The following is an 18,250-nucleotide window of genomic DNA, read 5'->3' on the forward strand; positions in this document are numbered from 1 at the left end:
ATAGAGCGCATCCGCAGACACTAACCGGTCGAGCAGAAAAAAGCCCTTTGGACGAACATCCAAAGGGCTTCTTCATTGAACCAGTACGACGCCACGTAGCGCGGCTCCCTGATCTACCGTTACTCTGAGCGCCGTCGCTTTTTTACTCGCCGCCTTCCATGTCGCGGATAGTTTCGAGCAGGTTCGCTTGTTTCGTCACCGCGTCGAGCATGAAATCGTTGCTGACGGCGAACACTGCCGAAGCGCTTCCGGCCACATGGTTGTTCAGATAGTTGACCGTGCCATCGCGGGATTTGATCCAGTCCTTCTGCATCTGGTTCAGCGCTGCGATGCCCGCCGAATCATTCGCCGCCTTGCGGTGCGCTATCAGCTTGTTGTAGGCCGCGTTCAACCGTTTCTTTTGCACTGCGATCGCGGCATCGTAGCAGCGCGCTTGCTGTTCCTGATCTTGAGCGTGGTCGAAACACTGCTTCACCGGATCAGCCTTCGTCGGCGTGGCTGCATGTGCAGCGATGGAAAATGCCGATGCGGCGAGGAACGAGACAACGAGAGATTTTTTCATTTGATCACCCAACTTCACTGACGCGAACAGATTTGGCATCACGACGCGCTTCGACAAGCGTGCGAAACGCTTCCCGAACCTTCTCACCGTCGCGAACGGCTTGAATTTTCACGATCGGCTTCACCACGTCAAAGCCAACGACAAGGATGTTGGACAGGCCGAAGAGGCGCAGGAGAAACGGCTGATCGAGCACAACGTCTTTTATCCGGTACAACTCGACTTCATGGAAGCGCCGGGACAGGATGCCGAAGCTGTACTGAAAACGCTGATTGGTCAGCGTGTAAGAGCGGCAACGGATATCCAGATACGCGAGCGCCACACGTAGGATCGGGATAGCGGTCAATGCCAACGCAATGATGCGGAATCTGTCGACTCCGAGCGCGACGAAGCTGCACGTTGCAGCCAGCAGAAAGCAGCCTAAAAAGAGAGGTCCGTTTGTCCACTGCGACGGTCGTCCGGCCCACGATTGAATTTCGAACATGTTTGTTTGACGTGTGGGGTTCAGGGTACGGACGCTCAACGAATGGCCGAATACGCTTCGTCGCACTCCGGAGTCATGCCGCCGCCGAAGCCCAACAACGTGATGATCCCAGCGATGGACTGAACCAACTTTCCTTTCATTTCCGGCGATGCGCAGCGTTCCGCGACGGCTTGCGCGCCGATCTTGCGGACTCCTGCTCGCATTTCGCTGGTCATACCGGTGATCGCGGTATCCATATCATGTTTAGCCTTCGGTGTTTGCGCAGGGTCCTTCAGTTCCGTCAGGTGAACATAGGCAGCTCCACACGCTTGAAATGCCGTGAGAAATTGCTGGCAGGCGGGCGGGATAGTTTGTGCTTGTGCGGATGTGAACGTGATGCATGCGACAGTTGCGGCCGCCAGCTTGGCGATTGTCGCTGCGGAATTTCGATGCATGGTTTAGCCCCGAAAGGTTGGTTTTTTGGGCAGCGGTGCTCGCCGCTGCTCGCTGGAATAAAAAGCGCCGACAGGGGGGGCGCCGACGAAAGAAGGTTCCGGCCATCAAAGGCACGAGTTTTTTGCCGGAACCGGCCACGATGTGCCCGCGGCTCCGAAGTGCCGCTTGGGAATTCGCTGCAGCACATAATATACTCTATAAGGAATAATATGTGTGGTGACGCCCTTCACGCTGCGGTGCGGAGAACAGACACTTCCCCGACTACCGGGGAGGACATCTGTCTTGAGCAACGCTGCACAACTTGCGAAGTCCATTGGCGACGCCATTTCCGCTCGCCGGAAGGCGCTTGGAATGACTCAGGAAAAGTTGTCCGAACTCATCCAGATCGAGCAATCTTCCCTCTCGCGAATCGAACGAGGGACCTTGATTCCGAATCTCGAACGACTAGCAGGGATCGCCGAAAAGCTCGACTGTCGTCTCGCCGACTTGTTAGGAGCCAGCGGGACAGGTGCACTTGACCGCGCAATTCGAATTCAGGAGCGGTTAGAGCGACTGTCGCCAGCGCAGCAGGAAGCATTCGAAAAATTGATCAACGATGCGTTTGAATTGGTTGAAGCGTCGTCGAAAAAGCGAAGCAGGTCGGGCGATTGATGTCCGTGATCGACGGAGGTTCTTGGGGCACGGGGGCCTAGCACTGGTCGCTGAGCGAGAAGCAAATGAGAATGGAGACGTGTGTTGTCCCGTTTGCAAGACGATGGGCAAAAACTCAAGACATCGGCTCGAGGCTGCCGATGACAGGGCTGGAAGGTCGCTGCACCGCACTGAGTGACGATCTATGCGTTTGAAAGTGTGCGGCGGCATCGTTGCCTGTTGCGTTGCCGCCGGTCATGTCGCTTAATGTGTGATAGCGTTTTTGAGCGTCCACAGGAAGTAGCCTTTCTTGTCCATCAACTCTCCGCGCTCTTTGAGTCGTGCCACCCGCTCTGCGATCATCGCGGCTGTACCAGACGCAAGCCCGGTAACAAGTGTCGTGTCGGGAGCACCGATAAGAGCTGCGGCATTGAGTCCGACCAAGCCGGTCAGGATGCCCATCTTTCGTAGGGCACGTGATTGATTGATCCGATGAACTGCCTTTTCCACGTCGTTGAGCGCGGCGTCGATCTGATTCCGTTGAATATTTCGAACCTCGCGTACAAACGCTTCGGTACCAACCGCTGACTTGATGCCGATTACAGCATCGGTCAGGCTACGGCTGAATGTACTGAAGGCATCACGGTTGTCTTGTTTGACGGCTGACAAGGTAGCTATGTCGAGTCCGTCCAGAAATGGCACGTCCAGCGAAAGCAGTGCATAGATATGGCTGTCAGAAAGCCAATCGTGGCGCTGATGAAAGAGCGATGCCGCGCCGAAATGACCGGGTAGGTCGATGTCATGCTTCAAAAACTCAAGCTCTATTTCCAGTGGAGGAATAAAGGGCGCATAGACGACTTGCCCGGTTCGCATGTAGTTGCCTCCGGGACCGCCGATCCAGTCGATGACCTCGGAAGGGATTGGATGATAGGCTGACCCTGCATACGCGATATGCAGCCCGTTGTTTAAGGTTTTTTCGTCGCTGGTCCAGTAAAGATTGGGGCGGTAGTGTAATGCCAGCGGCGACGGTCGAAGCTCGCGAAGTTCATTCAGTGCATCAGGCAGAAATCCAGGGCGATACTCCCCGGTTGGGACGGGCATGTCTCGATAACCGGCACTGTCAGCAGCCCAACTTCGCGCGTCACGAAGTATCAGCGTGTCTGCAATCAAGAAGAGGCGTTTCGCGAGCGATTCGAAATTGCTGAACGACCTCACGTTCAGAATGAGATTTAGCCCACGATGGGCGGTTAGCACCGCAGATAAGGCGTCACTGTTCGCGCGATACCAGAACTCCACCAAACCAGCGAAGTCATCCGGGTCGCGTTTCGTGAACTCGAACAAATCTTGTTGAATTCTGGATAGAAGCATCAGTGCGCTGACCTCGTTTGTTCGTGGCCGCGTCTGGATGAGCGTCCGATGGTTATGGCGACGCCTGTACGTTGTGAGTGCCACTCCGGCTTAGGTTTGCTCATGTTTCGTTTGCCGCGTCACACCTTTCGTGACACGTGGACATCTTGCTTTGGGCCAGGCGCGGGTGGAGGTGCAAGAAAATGAAATGCACGATGTGTATCTTGAAAGCGCTTCGGCTGGACATCAACGCGCATTGCTTGCATGACCGCACTCAGGAGAGCATCGTGACGGGCGTCGCTCCGTTCCGTATTCCGATAAGAAATTTCCTTCTGGAATGCATGGACTGCGTCCAATACGTTGGGCGACGCCACGAGCGCTAGTGCATTTACGGCGTCGGCGTAACGCTCCTGTGCGACCGTAGTGGAGCGTCCAGAAATGATATTCGATAGGGCTGTGACGTACTCTTGGTAGTGTTCAATCTTGGTTTGGCGCCAGTCCGATTCATGCTCTCGTCGTTGTGCAAGTGCTGACGTTACGATGACGCCCACAAGGGCAAATAGGCCGGATGCGAGTGCGCCAAGAAATACGGGCAAGGCGGAAATCAAGTTGACGTTCATACAGTTCCTCTGACTCCATGACGAGTGGCAGCGGGTGCGGCGCACGGGCATTGGCTTGCGAATGGATCATTTACTCAGACTTGATGGCGAATCGATATCTTTTTTTTCAATGATCCCAAGCGGGGCCTCGCTGTAACCGCGCCACGTGGCCCCGCTCTGGAATGGAAGGCATGGTCGCCTACAAGCCAATGCCACCGGACCTCGGTGTTGCAAATTGCTCCGGCTCCTTGCCGAGCGGGAAGCCGACTACATAAAGGACGTTGACGGGCATCGGCTTACTGTTCTCGTCTGATCCCCACTTTACGTGCATCTTCCGTTCTGCATAGCGTAGCGAGACACCGAATGTCTTGAGCGCGTCAATGTGGGATTGCAGCTCGTCGTACACATCGAATTTTTGAGTTTCGCTGAAAGCATCGAAGCAATCCCGGTAATCTCGGAAATAGTCTACAAGCATGGCAAAGGTTTCATCCGCTTCGCGGGTCAAGTCGAAAGCCGGTTCAGACAAGTCCATCTGGCAGGTCTCCGCGAGCTTCGCCAACTGCTTTCCCGTGGTGAGCGGAAGTGCCGTCAATGTGACGTGCTCTCGGTCAAATTTTTCCTTCGCCGCCTGAAATTCGTCTTCGGATGGAATCGTGAACGGCTTGTTGAGCGCGTCGATGTCCTCGAACTCGAATGCGCTGGCGAGCGCGCGGCGGGTGTCGAGACTGGCGGACAAACCTTGCTCGACACGCTGGACTGTGCGCACGCTCAGCCCCGAAATTGCCGCCAATTGTTCTTGCGACCATTGCCGTGTCTCCCGGAACAACTTGATGCACGCGGCCAGTTCGGCCGGCGTGAGCAAGCGGCTTTGTTGAGAATTGCCGGTACCGTTCATTTCGTAGCTCCATCGTGTTGATCGATGTAACGAAGTATGGGGAGCGAAGCGCCGACGCAACACGACAGAAACCCGACAGTCAACCGACAGACGCGAGCAGTCAGAGATCGCGTGGCCGTCTGGGCCGACGTGCGGTGCGTCTTGTTGGGGCTGCGTCAAGAACCTAAGTCTAATCGAGTGCAAACTCAACCAGATTGAGGAGGGCGGTCGTGTCGCCGTCCGTAGGCTTTTCTTTTCGGCGCTGACGTACACGACGGTAGAAAAACGTTCGTTAAGTATCCACGCAACACGCGCCCGAATGAATGGTAAGAAACGCCTTGGATTAGGTTTCTATCCGTGAGATGATTCTATCCACGTTTTATAACCGGAGCCGAGCATGTCCCGCGTTTTCCTCTACAGCCGAGTATCGACACAGGATCAGGACACGACGAATCAGCAAATTGCCGCGAAGCAGGCCGGGTATGAGGTCGAGCCTCGCCGTGTGCATGCCGAGACTATTAGCGGCACCGTGCCTGCGATGGAGCGCCCAGTGTTCCACAAACTGGTGGAGAAGCTGGAGGCGGGCGATACGCTGGTAGTGGCAAAGCTAGACCGGTTGGGCCGGAATGCTGCGGACGTTGATAGCACGGTACAGGCGCTGCGGGCATTGGGCGTCCGGGTAGTCGTGCTGGACTTGCCGGTACAAGAGGTGACGAGTGCAGCAGGCGACCTCATCCTGCGCATGTTCGCTGCGTTCGCCCAGTTCGAGCGCGACTTGATAGTCGAGCGGACGCATGCAGGGTTGGAGCGGGCGCGGGCTGAGGGACGGGTAGGAGGCAGGCCCGAGCGATTCACGCCTGAGCAGAAGCGAGAGATTCGGTCGAGGCTGGACGCTGGTGCTACGGCTAGGGGGTTAGCCAAGGAGTACGGGACGACGCACGTAACCATCATGAAGGCGGCGCAGCTTGCCTCCAAGTTTGGGATAGGTCCGTTCCTCGGAAGCGAAAACGTGGACTGAAGCCGAGCTACACGTCCGACCGAGAGGCCCGCGGAGCGCGGGCTTCGTCGCTTTTGATTGCGCTATGACGGGCGTCAGCACACGATGTGTCAGGTCAGTCAAGCTATGACGTAGCGAAACTTGCACCATCACACGGAACTGACCGCTGTATTCAAGTGGATAGGTTTTGAAGATGTTTTCCCGATATATTTCCGGCCGCGTGCCGCCCGCAGACAAGAGCGGTTTTTAGCCTTTGAGGGGAGATTCGAGTATGTATTTTCATCGTGTGAAAGTATGTATCTCATTGATTTTATAACGCGTTCGTGCTTTGGTCGCGCGCGCTTCAGAAGGCGAACGTAGAGAAGGCGAAGCAAACAAGGGCGTAAGCCGCCGATCATGCGCAGTACGATGAACGTCCGGGGCGACAACCTCGGGAAGTCCCCTTTAGTATAGGCCAACGTGGCGATCGGGTGGCCGCTGCTTGATTCCAGCTTGGTATGTGGTCGAGTCGTCCTATCCAGATGCGCGGCAAGACGCCACGGGGAAGTGGATACTCGGACCATGCGAATGGCAAAAGATTGGCGTTATCGAGCGTCCGACGATGTGCGTTGCCGGCATATGGTGCACGCTGAAAGATGCGGAAGGTAAGCCCCGCCATGTGATGACAATGATTACGGTCAACGCAGACGGCCATCCTGTCATGTCGAGGATGCACAAACCCGCCGACGAGAAACGGTCAGTCGTGATTCTGCGGCCGGATGATTGGGAAGAGTGGCTGACGTCGCCAAATGTCGAGGCAGCGCGCGCCATGCTTCAGCTATACCCGGCAGACGAAATGACGGCAGAACCTGTGTGAGCGCTGTAGAACGCGATTCTCGAGTAGAAAGTTTGTCAACTGAGGTATATTAGGTACTGAAGGCAAAAAAATTCAGACCAGATATGCACGGGGGCCTCATGGTGGCAAGAACTATAAAAGAGTATGCAAAGGAAAGAGGTATTAAGTATTTGGTGCATTTCACTAGACTTTCCAACCTCGCATCCATTCTCAGACACGGGCTCGTATGTCTTGACGAGTTGGACGGGCGGAAAATCTCGGGGGTAGTGAATGACGAGCATAGGCTCGATGGTACCGATGCCGTATGCGTTTCAATAGGATTACCCAACTATAGGATGTTCTATCGCTATCGAAAGCAGAAGGGCAATGAGCTGGAAGAATGGGTTGTAGTGGTCATCCATCCCTCTGTACTTTGGGAGTTGCCGTGTGCATTCTGTACAACGAATGCGGCATCAAATCGAGTTTCAAATGTCCCTATCGATCAGCGGACTGGATTAGATGCGTTTCAGGCGATGTATGACGATTTTGACGATATAGTCCGTGCGGACCTACGATTGATGGACTACCTCCCGACCAATCCACAGGCCGAAGTATTGATGCTAGAAGGTGTTCCGAGAAAGTACATCATGGGTGTTGCTGTGGAGGACAAAAAAATGAAGGATCGGATTGAAGCACTGCATCCTGACCTCAAAGTGTGGAGCGTCAAAGCGTTTTATAGTTACCGCAAGGACTTCGCTCACTGGCAGCAACAGCAGGCATAGACATGGCTACACGCCCGATATTCGTTCCGTCCCTAAGTGGCCCGTTGCTCGTGTCTACGGAGCTTTTCGAATTCCATTGGTTTCCCGGCATGGCAAAAAGCCAAGCTCAGAAGTCAATCGAGTCACTTCATCAGGTGGCGAAGGAACGACTGCACGTCGATAAAGTGTTAGAAATATCCAGCAAGTCCAAGGACGATTACGGCGTCAAGTTGAGCGCATTCAATCTGATGATAAGAACGCCGCGCCGAGAATACAGTCTTGAGTGCGCCTATCAAGCGAGCAAGGTATTTGAGCGCGGAGGTCCATTTAAAGACCTTCTCAATGCCAAGTCAATCGATGCGAAGCGCGATCCACGCCTTACACAGTTTGGCCGATTGATTAGGTTTCAGTGGTACGGCACAGACTGGCCGCTCCAACCTCGAACCGCTTTTTATGACTGGCTTTACATCAACGCTCTGCATAGGCAACCAGAACTCGCCAAGATTGTTTTGACTTACCGCGCATTCTCTGACATTGCGTTTAATCCTGAGCGCTCGATTAACTGTCAGGCGTACGCGGCTGCTCTCTACGTGTCGCTGCATGAGCGTGGTCTGTTGCGAGACGAAATTTTGAAAGATCAAGATGAATATCTTCGTGTGATAAACACAGGCGCGGTAAGCAACGCCCACGAAAACACACTTAGAAACAGGTCGCTGCTCGACGAGTAGAGCAACGGCGAATGTGGGTCGATGTAATATTTGGTCGCAGAGATTATCGTTATTATGGGTCAGTTGTTAGTTGATTTTAACTCTATATACATCATTATATGACTGTGAAAAAGACTACGGGTGAGGCGCTTGCAGAGGCAAAGGCATTATTGCAGCCCTCCCAAGAGGACCGGCACGGGGAGTGGCTTGATGAGGCATTGCAGCGCCACAAACGATTGACTGACGTTATTTCGGCACTCGTGCGAAGCTTGCTTGAAAACAAAGGAGTCGATTATCTCACTATATCCGGCCGAACCAAGGATAAGACTGGGGCGCTGGAAAAAATAAAAAGAAAGGGATATGAAAATCCTCGTGAGCAGATGACGGACCTTACTGGCGTTAGGGTGATAGTATTCTTGGAATCCGATGTTGATAGAGTGTCAAATATAATTTCGGAGTCGTTCGAAGTTGATCGTGCTAATTCACTGAATAAAGATGCCGTCTTGCAGGTGAATCAAACGGGGTATCGTTCAGTTCATTTTGTGTGTGATATCGGCACAGAACGCGGCAGGCTCCCTGAGTTCGAAGGACTGTCCGGACTAAAGTTCGAATTCCAAGTAAGAACACTGCTTCAACACGCATGGGCGGAATTGGCTCACGATAGAAACTACAAGTTTTCAGGGAAGCTTCCTCGGGAAATGGAGCGGCAACTATATTTGTATGCCGGCATGCTTGAGATTGCAGATAAAGGTTTAGATCAACTGTCGGCACAGATCGATGCGTATAGTGAGTCGTTGAGGGAAAAGGGGGAGAGGCATGATTTCAAGTCCCCAATCGATTCAATCAGCCTGGCGCAGTTTTGTGAAAATTGGGCAAATGAGAATAATATGGAAATTTCGCGCGCTAGTCGCAAACGCGTGCCTCTGAGTGATTTGATTGACGAACTACGAGAGTTCGGGGTAACTGATTTGGAATCGCTAAGGGTCATTATTCCGAGTGGCTACGCAGAGGCGGCAAGAAAAATTAGCTACTCCCCGACGATATACGGGCTTGTTCGTGATTGGATGCTCATATCTGATTGGCGGAAATTCATTAATGATGTAAATTTCAAGTGGGTGATGGATGCCGAAGAGGCTGGCATTTTTAATGAATTTATGTCGAGGGATGAGTTGGATGAATTCTTAATTGCATTTAGCGCATCAAGGAGGTAGGCGAGAATCATAGGTGTTGCGCTGGTAGATTGACACAAAACCACCGCCAGCAGGACGGCATTCACAACGAATACAGTTTCATAAAACAAAAAACCCCGCTGGATCAATCCAAGCGGGGTTGGTTGGTAGGTATTTCGTTCTTTGCCAAGTCTCGCGCACGTTCCATCGAACTATCGATGACGTGATCGCACAAATATTCGAATTCGTCCAAGAGGCTATGGTCACGGAGTCGATAGCATTCGTCTACATGCTTCAAGTCTTCAGCCGATGTTTGCGCCTTCGAAGCTGCACGGGCTGCGGCTGAGAAAGATATGATTAGATCGTTGTTCATTTTGGAGCCTATAGGCTGGATAGTTAATGAGGGGGATGAATTAAGTCGTTACTCAATGAGGTTAAATAAACTTGAATGTGATGAGCATGTAGGCAAACGGCCGGTGCTACGCTTGCCCGGAGCTCGCTACGCGACACCAATTGTTGATTAAAACAAAACCCACACGATGTAGAGAACAAGGGAGAAAGCAGTCTTGAGATAGGGATGTATTCATTATCTTGTAAAGGCGTCTGCACTCGCTGTGCTCGTGTGTGTGGTACTTCACCCCAAAGCGACTCCCTTCCTCATCCTAAAACAAAGACCCTATACGGGTATCTTTGAGTAGACTTGGAATAAGAGTAGCTTTGGTGATTGTCTTTTACACATACAGTTGTCTGAATGTGACTTCACCCGTCTTTCGACAATGGATTCTTACACAGGCCGGTGAGGCGATACCGACTTACTGTCAGCTACGTTGCACTACTTCCTGTGTCCCTATAGGCCATCCATTACGCGCGGCCTCGATAAAAGCATGTACGGGAGTTGAAATAATCTCACCCCATTGGGATTGCACCACCGTGGATACCTACAGCCCTACTGCCTACGGTCACTTTATCTATTCGGTTTTCTTGTCAGCGGCCCCAAGTGCGGCCCATTGCTTTACTACGCGGACAGTACGCCCCGCACCGGATTCCCATATGCAGGCTTCGAGCTTGCGCTCGCATAATCAGATTGAAGGAATCGTGAGATTTCCTCTTGCCAGCTATTTACTGGCCTTAAGATGAAATTTGCGTTTGTCCGACAGTAAATGCCGATTCCGTTATAATTTATTGTAATAAGCGGCTTGCGCGATGGCGGGTTTTGGAATAAAGGAGCGAACGCCTGAATAAGTCTGGAAAACAATTCCTATTTGTTCGATTGGAATTGATGCGCGACTGTAGACTGAGTTCGCTGTACACCCGTGCCTCAACTTTCCCCGGCCACACGTGCTAATGCACAAGGCTGCTTTGCCGCTCTTGCCTCACGGTAAGAACGGCTTTTCATACCCGGAGATTCTCTATGTCGTATCAGGTCGGCAAAAAAGTAAAGGCCGTTTATCAAATCGCGCGTGGTGAAGGAGAAGGGGGCCTCGCTGAGTTCTTCATTCATGACAGTACTGGTGCGATCGTTTGCACTATCATCACGCCACACTTCGCAGACGAGGAAACCGTAGCGGAGTTCCTTACAGATTCGGTATTCAAACCGAAAGATCGGGGGGCGTTCGTTGCCGAGTAACAAAGCGAAAACCCTTGATCAGAATGGCGGCTGTGTGGAGCGGTGGCAGTTCGGTATGTGATGCAAAAAGGCCCCGCAATCCATATAGGGCGCGGGGCCAGCTTCATAGTGCGTCGTGCAGATTTTAGCCGTCGCTCGCAGCAGTCGTAATCGAATGTACCGATGTTCCTGCCAAGTGGGTACAATTGACGCGTTGCTGGACTCTACACGAAAAGCATGGCTCTCTATCTCGACATCAATAATCCATCGCATCTAGGCGGTCCGAGTCCACGGGCGAGGGGTTGGATATATCTTTGCTATGATGCCCGTGACCTAACCCAGACGAAAATAGGTAATACAACGCGGCCGCTGTGGTCCCGCGCGTGGGAGACGACGACTAATCCCTATTATACCATCTTTGCTGCCTTTCACATTCCGGACGTATTTCATGGTGAAATAAATTCAATTGAAGAATACGTGACGTGGAAGTGTGCCGGAAGCAATATTCCTCGCCCAACAGGAAATCCGTCTGAATGGTACAGAACACCTCCGGGTGATGTGCTTTCCCAAATGGTTGGTAGAATGTGCAATAGACTGCCGGATGTATTTGGTGAGGATGGTGATTTCGATTACTCGTCCTACGTTTATCTTCCGACGATAAATCCATATTTCTTTGAGTTGAATGAGAGGATGGGTGAGCAATTCACGAGAATTTCTGCGCCAGACATTTATATAGAAGACCTTCAAAATGGATGGGTGAAATGGCCGGAAAGGCCGAATTTCCTAGCTGAACTCGCAGCGACAAATGTTGCAGACAGTCTGCTTATTGCTGGTCCCGAAATACTCAGACGCAGGTTGAACTATGACGCCGCTTGCCGAGAACCTGTCGTAACAAGACGATAGTAGGGCACGGACGATGCGACCGTGCAACAACCCAACTTCTGATGACAGCAAAGCCAGATACTTCAACACGGTAAACTGTTCGGCCTATGAAGCCCGACTACATGAGCCCTGACGCGCTCGCGCCTATCGCGCTACGCGCAATCCCCATTGATCAGATTAAGCGCTCCACACGCGAGCGGCCGGACCTTGTGGCGCACATCGTTTCGATCCTGCAACGCGACCTTGCCATCGTGACCGAGCTGGCGCGGCGCGCACCAAGCGTGCTCAATGCGCCGGTACACCCAGCGATCAGACAGGCTCTAATCGACCTTGCAGCGAGCGTCGTGAAGCAGGGCGCGCGGACCCGGTGGAGTCCGGTTCATGCCCGCCCGGAAGAGATTCGGGAAGTGGCGCGCGGCATCCTGCGGAGCGTGGGGAAGTAAAGTACCTGCCGGGGAGCAGTGCGGTAAACTCGCGGGATAGAGGTCTGTTTTGTTGTACTTACGCGACAACTTACGCGACAGGCTGAAGAAACTCCACGAAATCAACTACTTATGACAGATTCAGGTTTGCCCACGCCGGGCAATGGCCAGGCCGACGAGTGCGTGACGCTCGTCGCCACGGCGTCGCTGCCTACGCGCTACGGTACGTTCACGTCATACGCGTTTCGCGTATCGGGCAGCGATGCCGAACATCTCGCGCTCGTGATGGGCGACGTGACGGGCGAGCAGTCCGTGCTGACCCGGCTGCATTCCGAATGCCTGACCGGTGACGTGTTCGGCTCGTACCGCTGCGACTGCGGCGAGCAACTCGATCTCGCATTGCGTTACATCGCGGCCGAAGACCGCGGCGTGTTGCTGTATCTGCGCGGCCATGAAGGCCGCGGCATCGGCCTGAGCAACAAGATCCGCGCGTATGCGTTGCAGGAGCAGGGGCGCGACACCGTCGAGGCGAACCTCGATCTCGGCCTGCCCGACGACGCCCGCGAGTACGACTCGGCCGCTGCGATCCTGCGCATCCTCGGTGTGACGTCGGTGCGGCTGATGAGCAACAATCCGAAGAAATTCGACACGCTCGTGAAGCATGGCATTCCTGTCTGCGAACGCGTGGCGCTTGCGGTGCCCGTGCGTGAGGAAAACGAGCGTTATATCCGCACGAAGCAGACGAAGTTCGGGCATTACTTCGAGGAAAACGAGTAACCCGAGCGGGCGGCGCTAGCGCTCGTTTCTCGTCAGCAATTCTTCCGATCGTCGCTGGTACTAGCGACGATCGCGACTTCCTTCCCCTCATGCGTTCCAGTGCCGCGCTTGTGGCGTCATCTGCATTGAGTCCACAGTCGTCCTTCCGTACCCCCGTAACGATCACGCCATCGAATCGATATCGAACGTCTGACGCTGCATCGTTGGCGACCGGCGAGTGCGGATGTGCTATCACCGGCGGCAACCACCCCGCCGTGTAACGGCTCACGCACGTCAGCCCATCAGCGCCACGTACCGTTCTGCAACACGATCCGGTAACCGTCTGCATCCTCGAAGGTCTGGCCGGAAATTTCCCAGTACGGATTGAGCGACGTCACGGGCATGAAGCCGTGTGCGGTCGCGCGCTCGCAGGCGGCTTCCCATTCCGGCCGATCGGGCAGGTAGAACACGATCAAATCCTCGGGCGTCGGCGATGGTGCGATCGGATGGTCGGGGCAGTGTGTGAACTCGAAGTGATAGTCGAGGCCTTCGCGGCCGAGCATTACGCCGGAAAAGCCGTCGTGATCGTCGAAGCGCGCCAGTACCGACAGATCGAGGCCGTCGCGATACATGCGTTCGGTGCGGGCGAGGTTGTTGACCGGGCGGGCAATGCGCAGATGGGCGTGCAAGATGACCTCGACGGGAAGTGGCTGGCCGGTCAATGATAAGCCGGCCGATCGCGATTGGGCGAGGCGAGCGGATCGTGTTTCGGGCGATACTGGCTGTATCGAACGATATCGATTCGGCCCGGCCAAACGAATCGAATTGTGCTGAGCCTCGTCTCGCGAAAGAAAACATGACGCATTTCGATCGAGTGTGCGCACTCCGCATCGCAGCGGCTACCCATCAACAAGACCTTCGCATTCATGCGATCGGCGGCGCTTGCCGCACGACGTGCGGGCACGCGCATGCCGGTAGGGAACTGACGAATGGGTAAGCCCGATCTGCGCCGGCCGGTTGCCGGACCTTACCGCCAGTCGCGATGGGCAGCCGGGCTGGAGGCCGCGTTCGGATGGGTGGCAAAGGGGACGTTGGTGCTGGCCGGCCTGGCGATGGTCGCGTTGGCGGCGCTGACGGGCGAAGTCGGTGCCCTGACGGACCTGCCGACGACCAGAAAGGGCTGGTTGTACCTGCTGCTGATCCTGGTCGTCACGGTCGCGCTGATATTTGCGGTGCGTTACTACTGGCTACGCCCGGCCACCTTGGGTCCGGCGGGCTAGTCGCGCGCAGGAGGTGATGTGGCCCCGCAAACTGTTCAGGCAATAAAAAAGCCCGCTGCTGGAGCGGGCTGAATCCATGTTTGGAGACATGGAGGAGACAGACGTAAATTTAAGGGAAAACCCGGACGTTTGCAAGCGCTCGTTGTATCGGCACAACTTGCCGCCGCGCAACCCGCCTGGTGGCGGCCCGCGGCACGGCCGCACTCACATGCCGCCGGCCCGCGCATGCGCGGCAAACGCGCCGAACCGCTCTTGCGCGACGGGCAGCGCGTATTTGCTGCGCATCTCCGTCTCGATCCATGCACATGCCTCGCGCGCACAGTCGGTCAATGCGTGTCGCGTCGCATGCCCGTCGATGTCGTAGACGAAACGCACGCCGACCTCGTCATCGTCAACCTGTCGTTCGAGCTGATTGAGCTGCAGTTGCGGCCCGTGCTGTTGCGACAACGCGCGCAGTTCATCGAAGTGATATTCGAGCCAGTCCGCGAAGAACAGCGCGTCGCTGTGGCAGGGCAGGCGGAAAGCCGCGCTGCGCGACGGGCGCGCCGCGGTTTCGCCGACCGCCGCATGCGGTTCGCCGTCGATGGGAACGGGCAGATCGACCGGCGCGAGCGGGTGCCGAATTCGCCGGTACGGCTCGCGATCGCGCAACGCATGCCACAGCAATTCGTCACCGGCGGCGCCGGACGGCTGCATCGTCAGGTCGTGGCGGCCGTCGCCGGTCGCGGCGATGTCGCGGATCACGAGGCGCAGCGAGCACAGCGGCTCGTCCGCGACCAGCAGGGTTGCCGGGCGCGGCAGCCCGCACACGAGCGGTGCGGCGCCGGCGGCACGAAACACGAGCCCGCGGCGGTCGAGCCGCACGAGCGGCAACGGCCTGGGAAACGACGGATAGGCGACCGTGACGCGGGCGCCGCTGGCGCTCGTCAACCCGGGCATCATCGCGCGAAAGACCTGAGACTGGTCCACGTTGGTTCTCCTTCGTTACGATGCCGCCCCGGACGGAAACGCGCGTTCCGGCTCAGGCGGCGATAGCTTGCCGGGCGGCCTGCCCCGGCTCGATTCCTAGTGCAGCAAACGTTTGCGGATCGATGTCGATCCAGCACGCGACCACCAGACGCCCATCTACCTGCTTCGGCGGGCCTGCGCGGTGCGCGTGTATGCCGATCCGGCGGAACAGCCGCTCCATGCTCGCGAACGTCACGCCGATCAACTGCCGCGCCCCGAGCTGGGCCGCGCATTCGACGACGGCCGCGAGCATCGGCCGCACGGCCCATTCGGCGTTGCCCGGGCCGCCTTCGTCGTCGGTCGCCGCGAATCGCGACAATTCCCAGACGGCGGCCGATTGCGGCAGCGGCATGTCCTCGGCGACCAGGTCGGCGAACAGCGACTTCAGCAGATACGGGCGCGTCGTCGGCAGCAGGCGCGCACATCCGCACATGTCGCCGTCGGCGTTTCGCGCGAACACGTAGACGGTATCGTCGCGATCGAACTGGTCACGCTCGAAACTTTCGTTCGCCGACGGGAGCGCCCAACCGAGCTGCTCGACGAACACGCGGCGCCGATAGCGCCCGAGATCCGCCGCGAGTTCGTGTGGCAACCGCCCTTCCTCGTGAACGAAGATCTGCATGGATGTCCTCGGATCTGTGCTTTTGTATGCGTGCATTACAGCGCGCGGCACGAGGAGCCTGTAACTGGTAACTCTTACAGGGTGACGGCGTAAAGACGCCATTCGGGACGTGGTAACGGTTTCTTGATCAACGGGATTGAAAACCGCGCCGCTTTTGCTTATAAAGAGCGCCAGTCTTGCAAAATCGTCAGAGGAATGCGCGGCCGGTTGTCACTGGAGCGTCGGACCGGCATGATAGGCGTCGTTGTGCCCGAGCAGGGCCGACGCGACCGCGGCGGGCCAGTCGAGGGCGGCGAGCCGTGCGGCGAGCGCGGCGGCCGTGCGCAACATGCCGATGTCGGCGCCCTTGGCGTCGATGGCCATCACGTTGCTGCGAACGTCGCCGCCCGCGATCACGAACGTGCCCGTCGCGCGTTCGAGGTACCAGTCCCAGCCGACCGTCACGTAGGCGACGCCGGCACCGGCCGTGCGATGCCATTCGGTATAGCCGGCGAGGCGGGCGTCGATCGCGTTGTCGCGCAGTTCGGCCAGCAGCGACGGATCGAGGCCGCTCGCGACATGGTCGAGCACGAGTGCGGCCAGTGCGCCTTCTGACAGGCGTACGTAGCCGTCCGGGGACGGGCCGGGGACAGGGTGCAGCAAGGGTGAAGTCATGCGCGGAATGTATCAGCCTCGAACGGGTACTGAAACCTGACAAGTATGACAGCGTGACGTTGTCGGAGAAAGAATGGAACTGCGCTGGCAGGATGCCTACCAACAATTCAGCGCCGCGGAGGACGAGCAGCAGCTCTTCCAGCGGATCGCCGCCTATTCCAAGCGGCTCGGATTCGAATACTGCTGTTACGGCATTCGCGTACCGCTGCCCGTTTCGAAGCCGGCCGTCGCCATCTTCGATACCTATCCGGACGGCTGGATGGCGCACTACCAGGCGCAGAACTACATCGAGATCGATTCGACGGTTCGTGACGGCGCGCTCAGCACCAACATGATCGTGTGGCCGGACGTCGACCGGATCGACCCGTGCCCGCTGTGGCAGGACGCGCGCGATTTCGGATTGTCGGTGGGCGTCGCGCAGTCGAGCTGGGCGGCGCGCGGCGCGTTCGGGCTGCTGAGCATCGCCCGCCATGCCGACCGGCTGACGCCGGCCGAGATCAACATGCTGACGCTGCAGACCAACTGGCTCGCAAACCTGTCGCATTCGCTGATGAGCCGCTTCATGGTGCCGAAGCTGTCGCCGGCGGCGGGCGTCACGCTGACCGCGCGCGAGCGCGAGGTGCTGTGCTGGACGGCCGAGGGCAAGACCGCGTGCGAAATCGGCCAGATCCTCAGCATCTCGGAGCGGACGGTCAACTTCCACGTGAACAACATCCTCGAGAAGCTCGGCGCGACCAACAAGGTCCAGGCGGTCGTCAAGGCGATCTCGGCCGGGCTCATCGAAGCACCCTGACGCAACGCAACGCAACGGCGGCGCCGGATGCGGCGGCCGCCACGCGGCTCACTCCATCATCGGCTCCGCTTCCTTCGCGGTCCAGCTCACGCTGGAAATGCTTTTCTCCATGCTCATCCGGCTCGCGATCTGCTCGAGCTTCTGCTGATCCTTCGGATGCAGCTTCAGCGTCGCGGTCACCTTCAGCCGGTCCGGCTGGTCGGGCACGTCCTCGCTCGTGAGGCTCTGGAACGACAGCGGCTTCGCATACATCGCGTTCGACAGCAGCGTGCGGATGTGCACTTCGTCGGCGGCGAGGCAAATCACGGTGATCTGGTATTCGCGCACGAGGTCGGCGTTCGAGACGGGCGTCGCGTTGATGGCCTGGCTGACGCCGCGCAGCACCGTATTGGTGAGCAGCACGACACCCGTGCCGGCGAGCGCGGGCACGTAGTGACCGGAGCCGGCCAGCACGCCGACGGCGGCCGAGCACCACAGCGTCGCGGCCGTGTTGATGCCCTGGATCGAACCCTTGTCGCGCATGATCACGCCGCCGCCGAGAAAGCCGACGCCCGACACGACGTACGCGGCGATCTGCGTGACGCCCGCGACGCCGTTGCCGGTCAGCACGCCGAGCGTGACGAACAGGCATGCGCCGCTCGCGACGAGCGTGATGGTGCGCAGGCCGGCCGTGCGCTGGCGCATCTGGCGCTCAAGGCCGATGGCGACGCCGCAGGCGAACGCGGTGAAAAGACGGAGTGCGAAATCGAAAGTCATGGTTGTCCTGCCGTGCAAGAAGCGCATGCCGGCGCGCGTCGCCGCGGCGCAAGGCCGAACGCGACGCGGCGATAGCCGTCATCGCGCGGTACTGT

Annotated in this window: 22 protein-coding genes and 1 pseudogene; 12 read left to right on the forward strand and 11 right to left on the reverse strand. The window is 56.9% G+C overall.

Going from position 1 to position 18,250, the window contains the following annotated elements; translation table 11 throughout:
* Positions 1 to 142: 142 nt before the first annotated feature.
* The 3 genes from DFS13_RS00740 to DFS13_RS39735 are packed head-to-tail and all read right to left on the reverse strand — an operon-like array spanning position 143 to position 1,477.
* On the reverse strand, positions 143 to 562 hold the full coding sequence (locus DFS13_RS00740; RefSeq protein ID WP_166677899.1) for a lysozyme inhibitor LprI family protein: 420 nt from the start codon (positions 560 to 562) through the stop codon (positions 143 to 145).
* Positions 563 to 566: 4 nt separating this feature from the next.
* Entirely contained in the window at positions 567 to 1,043 is a 477-nt protein-coding gene (locus tag DFS13_RS00745; protein ID WP_111441281.1) for a PH domain-containing protein, read from the reverse strand.
* A gap of 35 nt (positions 1,044 to 1,078) precedes the next feature.
* Positions 1,079 to 1,477, reverse strand: a complete 399-nt coding sequence (locus DFS13_RS39735; protein ID WP_134163127.1) for a hypothetical protein — start codon at positions 1,475 to 1,477, stop codon at positions 1,079 to 1,081.
* Between the two features lie 283 nt (positions 1,478 to 1,760).
* On the opposite strand from DFS13_RS39735, the gene DFS13_RS00755 reads away from it, so the two are divergent.
* Positions 1,761 to 2,129 (forward strand): helix-turn-helix domain-containing protein, encoded by a 369-nt coding sequence (locus DFS13_RS00755; RefSeq protein WP_134163126.1) that lies wholly within the window; start codon positions 1,761 to 1,763, stop codon positions 2,127 to 2,129.
* 243 nt (positions 2,130 to 2,372) lie between these two features.
* Here the strand turns inward: DFS13_RS00755 and DFS13_RS00760 are convergent, their stop codons facing one another.
* The 3 genes from DFS13_RS00760 to DFS13_RS00765 form a co-directional block, all read right to left on the reverse strand.
* Complete coding sequence (locus DFS13_RS00760) at positions 2,373 to 3,476, reverse strand: hypothetical protein (protein ID WP_111441283.1); 1,104 nt, start codon at positions 3,474 to 3,476, stop codon at positions 2,373 to 2,375.
* 119 nt (positions 3,477 to 3,595) lie between these two features.
* Positions 3,596 to 4,075 (reverse strand): hypothetical protein, encoded by a 480-nt coding sequence (locus DFS13_RS39740; protein ID WP_134163125.1) that lies wholly within the window; start codon positions 4,073 to 4,075, stop codon positions 3,596 to 3,598.
* A gap of 178 nt (positions 4,076 to 4,253) precedes the next feature.
* Positions 4,254 to 4,949, reverse strand: coding sequence for a helix-turn-helix transcriptional regulator (locus DFS13_RS00765; RefSeq protein WP_111441284.1), 696 nt, complete (start codon positions 4,947 to 4,949; stop codon positions 4,254 to 4,256).
* A 376-nt stretch (positions 4,950 to 5,325) separates the two neighbouring features.
* Between DFS13_RS00765 and DFS13_RS00770 the strand changes: the two genes are divergently transcribed.
* The 9 genes and pseudogenes from DFS13_RS00770 to ribA all read left to right on the forward strand — a co-directional run bounded on the left by DFS13_RS00770 (position 5,326) and on the right by ribA (position 13,063).
* Positions 5,326 to 5,946, forward strand: coding sequence for a recombinase family protein (locus DFS13_RS00770; protein ID WP_111441285.1), 621 nt, complete (start codon positions 5,326 to 5,328; stop codon positions 5,944 to 5,946).
* Positions 5,947 to 6,248: 302 nt separating this feature from the next.
* Positions 6,249 to 6,781, forward strand: a pseudogene (locus DFS13_RS00775) (SOS response-associated peptidase family protein).
* A 98-nt stretch (positions 6,782 to 6,879) separates the two neighbouring features.
* Positions 6,880 to 7,521 carry a DarT ssDNA thymidine ADP-ribosyltransferase family protein gene (locus DFS13_RS00780; protein ID WP_241308706.1) on the forward strand — a complete coding sequence of 214 codons (642 nt, stop codon included), beginning with the start codon at positions 6,880 to 6,882 and terminating at the stop codon, positions 7,519 to 7,521.
* A 2-nt stretch (positions 7,522 to 7,523) separates the two neighbouring features.
* The gene (locus tag DFS13_RS00785; protein ID WP_111441287.1) at positions 7,524 to 8,228 is read left to right on the forward strand and encodes a DUF6977 family protein; all 705 of its coding nucleotides are present in this window, start codon (positions 7,524 to 7,526) and stop codon (positions 8,226 to 8,228) included.
* A 104-nt stretch (positions 8,229 to 8,332) separates the two neighbouring features.
* A complete protein-coding gene (locus DFS13_RS00790) occupies positions 8,333 to 9,418 on the forward strand; it encodes a GTP pyrophosphokinase family protein (RefSeq protein ID WP_212234402.1) in 1,086 nt (361 codons plus the stop codon).
* Positions 9,419 to 10,787: 1,369 nt separating this feature from the next.
* Positions 10,788 to 11,003 carry a hypothetical protein gene (locus tag DFS13_RS00795; RefSeq protein ID WP_111441289.1) on the forward strand — a complete coding sequence of 72 codons (216 nt, stop codon included), beginning with the start codon at positions 10,788 to 10,790 and terminating at the stop codon, positions 11,001 to 11,003.
* A 216-nt stretch (positions 11,004 to 11,219) separates the two neighbouring features.
* Positions 11,220 to 11,885: a hypothetical protein gene (locus tag DFS13_RS39745; protein WP_134163124.1), complete on the forward strand. Its 666-nt coding sequence runs from the start codon at positions 11,220 to 11,222 to the stop codon at positions 11,883 to 11,885.
* An 86-nt stretch (positions 11,886 to 11,971) separates the two neighbouring features.
* Positions 11,972 to 12,307, forward strand: coding sequence for a hypothetical protein (locus DFS13_RS00800; RefSeq protein WP_111441290.1), 336 nt, complete (start codon positions 11,972 to 11,974; stop codon positions 12,305 to 12,307).
* Between the two features lie 111 nt (positions 12,308 to 12,418).
* Positions 12,419 to 13,063, forward strand: coding sequence for a GTP cyclohydrolase II (gene ribA / locus DFS13_RS00805; protein ID WP_006483929.1), 645 nt, complete (start codon positions 12,419 to 12,421; stop codon positions 13,061 to 13,063).
* A 281-nt stretch (positions 13,064 to 13,344) separates the two neighbouring features.
* Here ribA and DFS13_RS00810 read toward each other — a convergent pair whose 3' ends face one another.
* Positions 13,345 to 13,731, reverse strand: coding sequence for a VOC family protein (locus tag DFS13_RS00810; RefSeq protein WP_006496915.1), 387 nt, complete (start codon positions 13,729 to 13,731; stop codon positions 13,345 to 13,347).
* A gap of 300 nt (positions 13,732 to 14,031) precedes the next feature.
* Here DFS13_RS00810 and DFS13_RS40700 point away from each other — a divergent pair, with 300 nt between their 5' ends.
* Entirely contained in the window at positions 14,032 to 14,322 is a 291-nt protein-coding gene (locus DFS13_RS40700; RefSeq protein WP_012493406.1) for a hypothetical protein, read from the forward strand.
* Positions 14,323 to 14,526: 204 nt separating this feature from the next.
* On the opposite strand, the gene DFS13_RS00825 is transcribed toward DFS13_RS40700, so the two are convergent.
* From DFS13_RS00825 to DFS13_RS00835, 3 genes are all read right to left on the reverse strand, one after another.
* Positions 14,527 to 15,291, reverse strand: coding sequence for a hypothetical protein (locus DFS13_RS00825; RefSeq protein ID WP_034202174.1), 765 nt, complete (start codon positions 15,289 to 15,291; stop codon positions 14,527 to 14,529).
* A 52-nt stretch (positions 15,292 to 15,343) separates the two neighbouring features.
* Positions 15,344 to 15,952: an acyl-homoserine-lactone synthase gene (locus tag DFS13_RS00830; RefSeq protein WP_109342571.1), complete on the reverse strand. Its 609-nt coding sequence runs from the start codon at positions 15,950 to 15,952 to the stop codon at positions 15,344 to 15,346.
* Between the two features lie 210 nt (positions 15,953 to 16,162).
* Entirely contained in the window at positions 16,163 to 16,606 is a 444-nt protein-coding gene (locus DFS13_RS00835) for a DUF4902 domain-containing protein (protein WP_012493405.1), read from the reverse strand.
* A 73-nt stretch (positions 16,607 to 16,679) separates the two neighbouring features.
* Between DFS13_RS00835 and DFS13_RS00840 the strand changes: the two genes are divergently transcribed.
* Positions 16,680 to 17,399 carry an autoinducer binding domain-containing protein gene (locus DFS13_RS00840; RefSeq protein ID WP_006496918.1) on the forward strand — a complete coding sequence of 240 codons (720 nt, stop codon included), beginning with the start codon at positions 16,680 to 16,682 and terminating at the stop codon, positions 17,397 to 17,399.
* A 48-nt stretch (positions 17,400 to 17,447) separates the two neighbouring features.
* Here DFS13_RS00840 and DFS13_RS00845 read toward each other — a convergent pair whose 3' ends face one another.
* Positions 17,448 to 18,155, reverse strand: a complete 708-nt coding sequence (locus DFS13_RS00845) for an MgtC/SapB family protein (RefSeq protein WP_006483946.1) — start codon at positions 18,153 to 18,155, stop codon at positions 17,448 to 17,450.
* Positions 18,156 to 18,250: the final 95 nt, after the last annotated feature.

The sequence above is a fragment of the Burkholderia sp. 28_3 genome (genome assembly GCF_003253915.1).
Classification (GTDB): Bacteria; Pseudomonadota; Gammaproteobacteria; order Burkholderiales; family Burkholderiaceae; genus Burkholderia; species Burkholderia cenocepacia.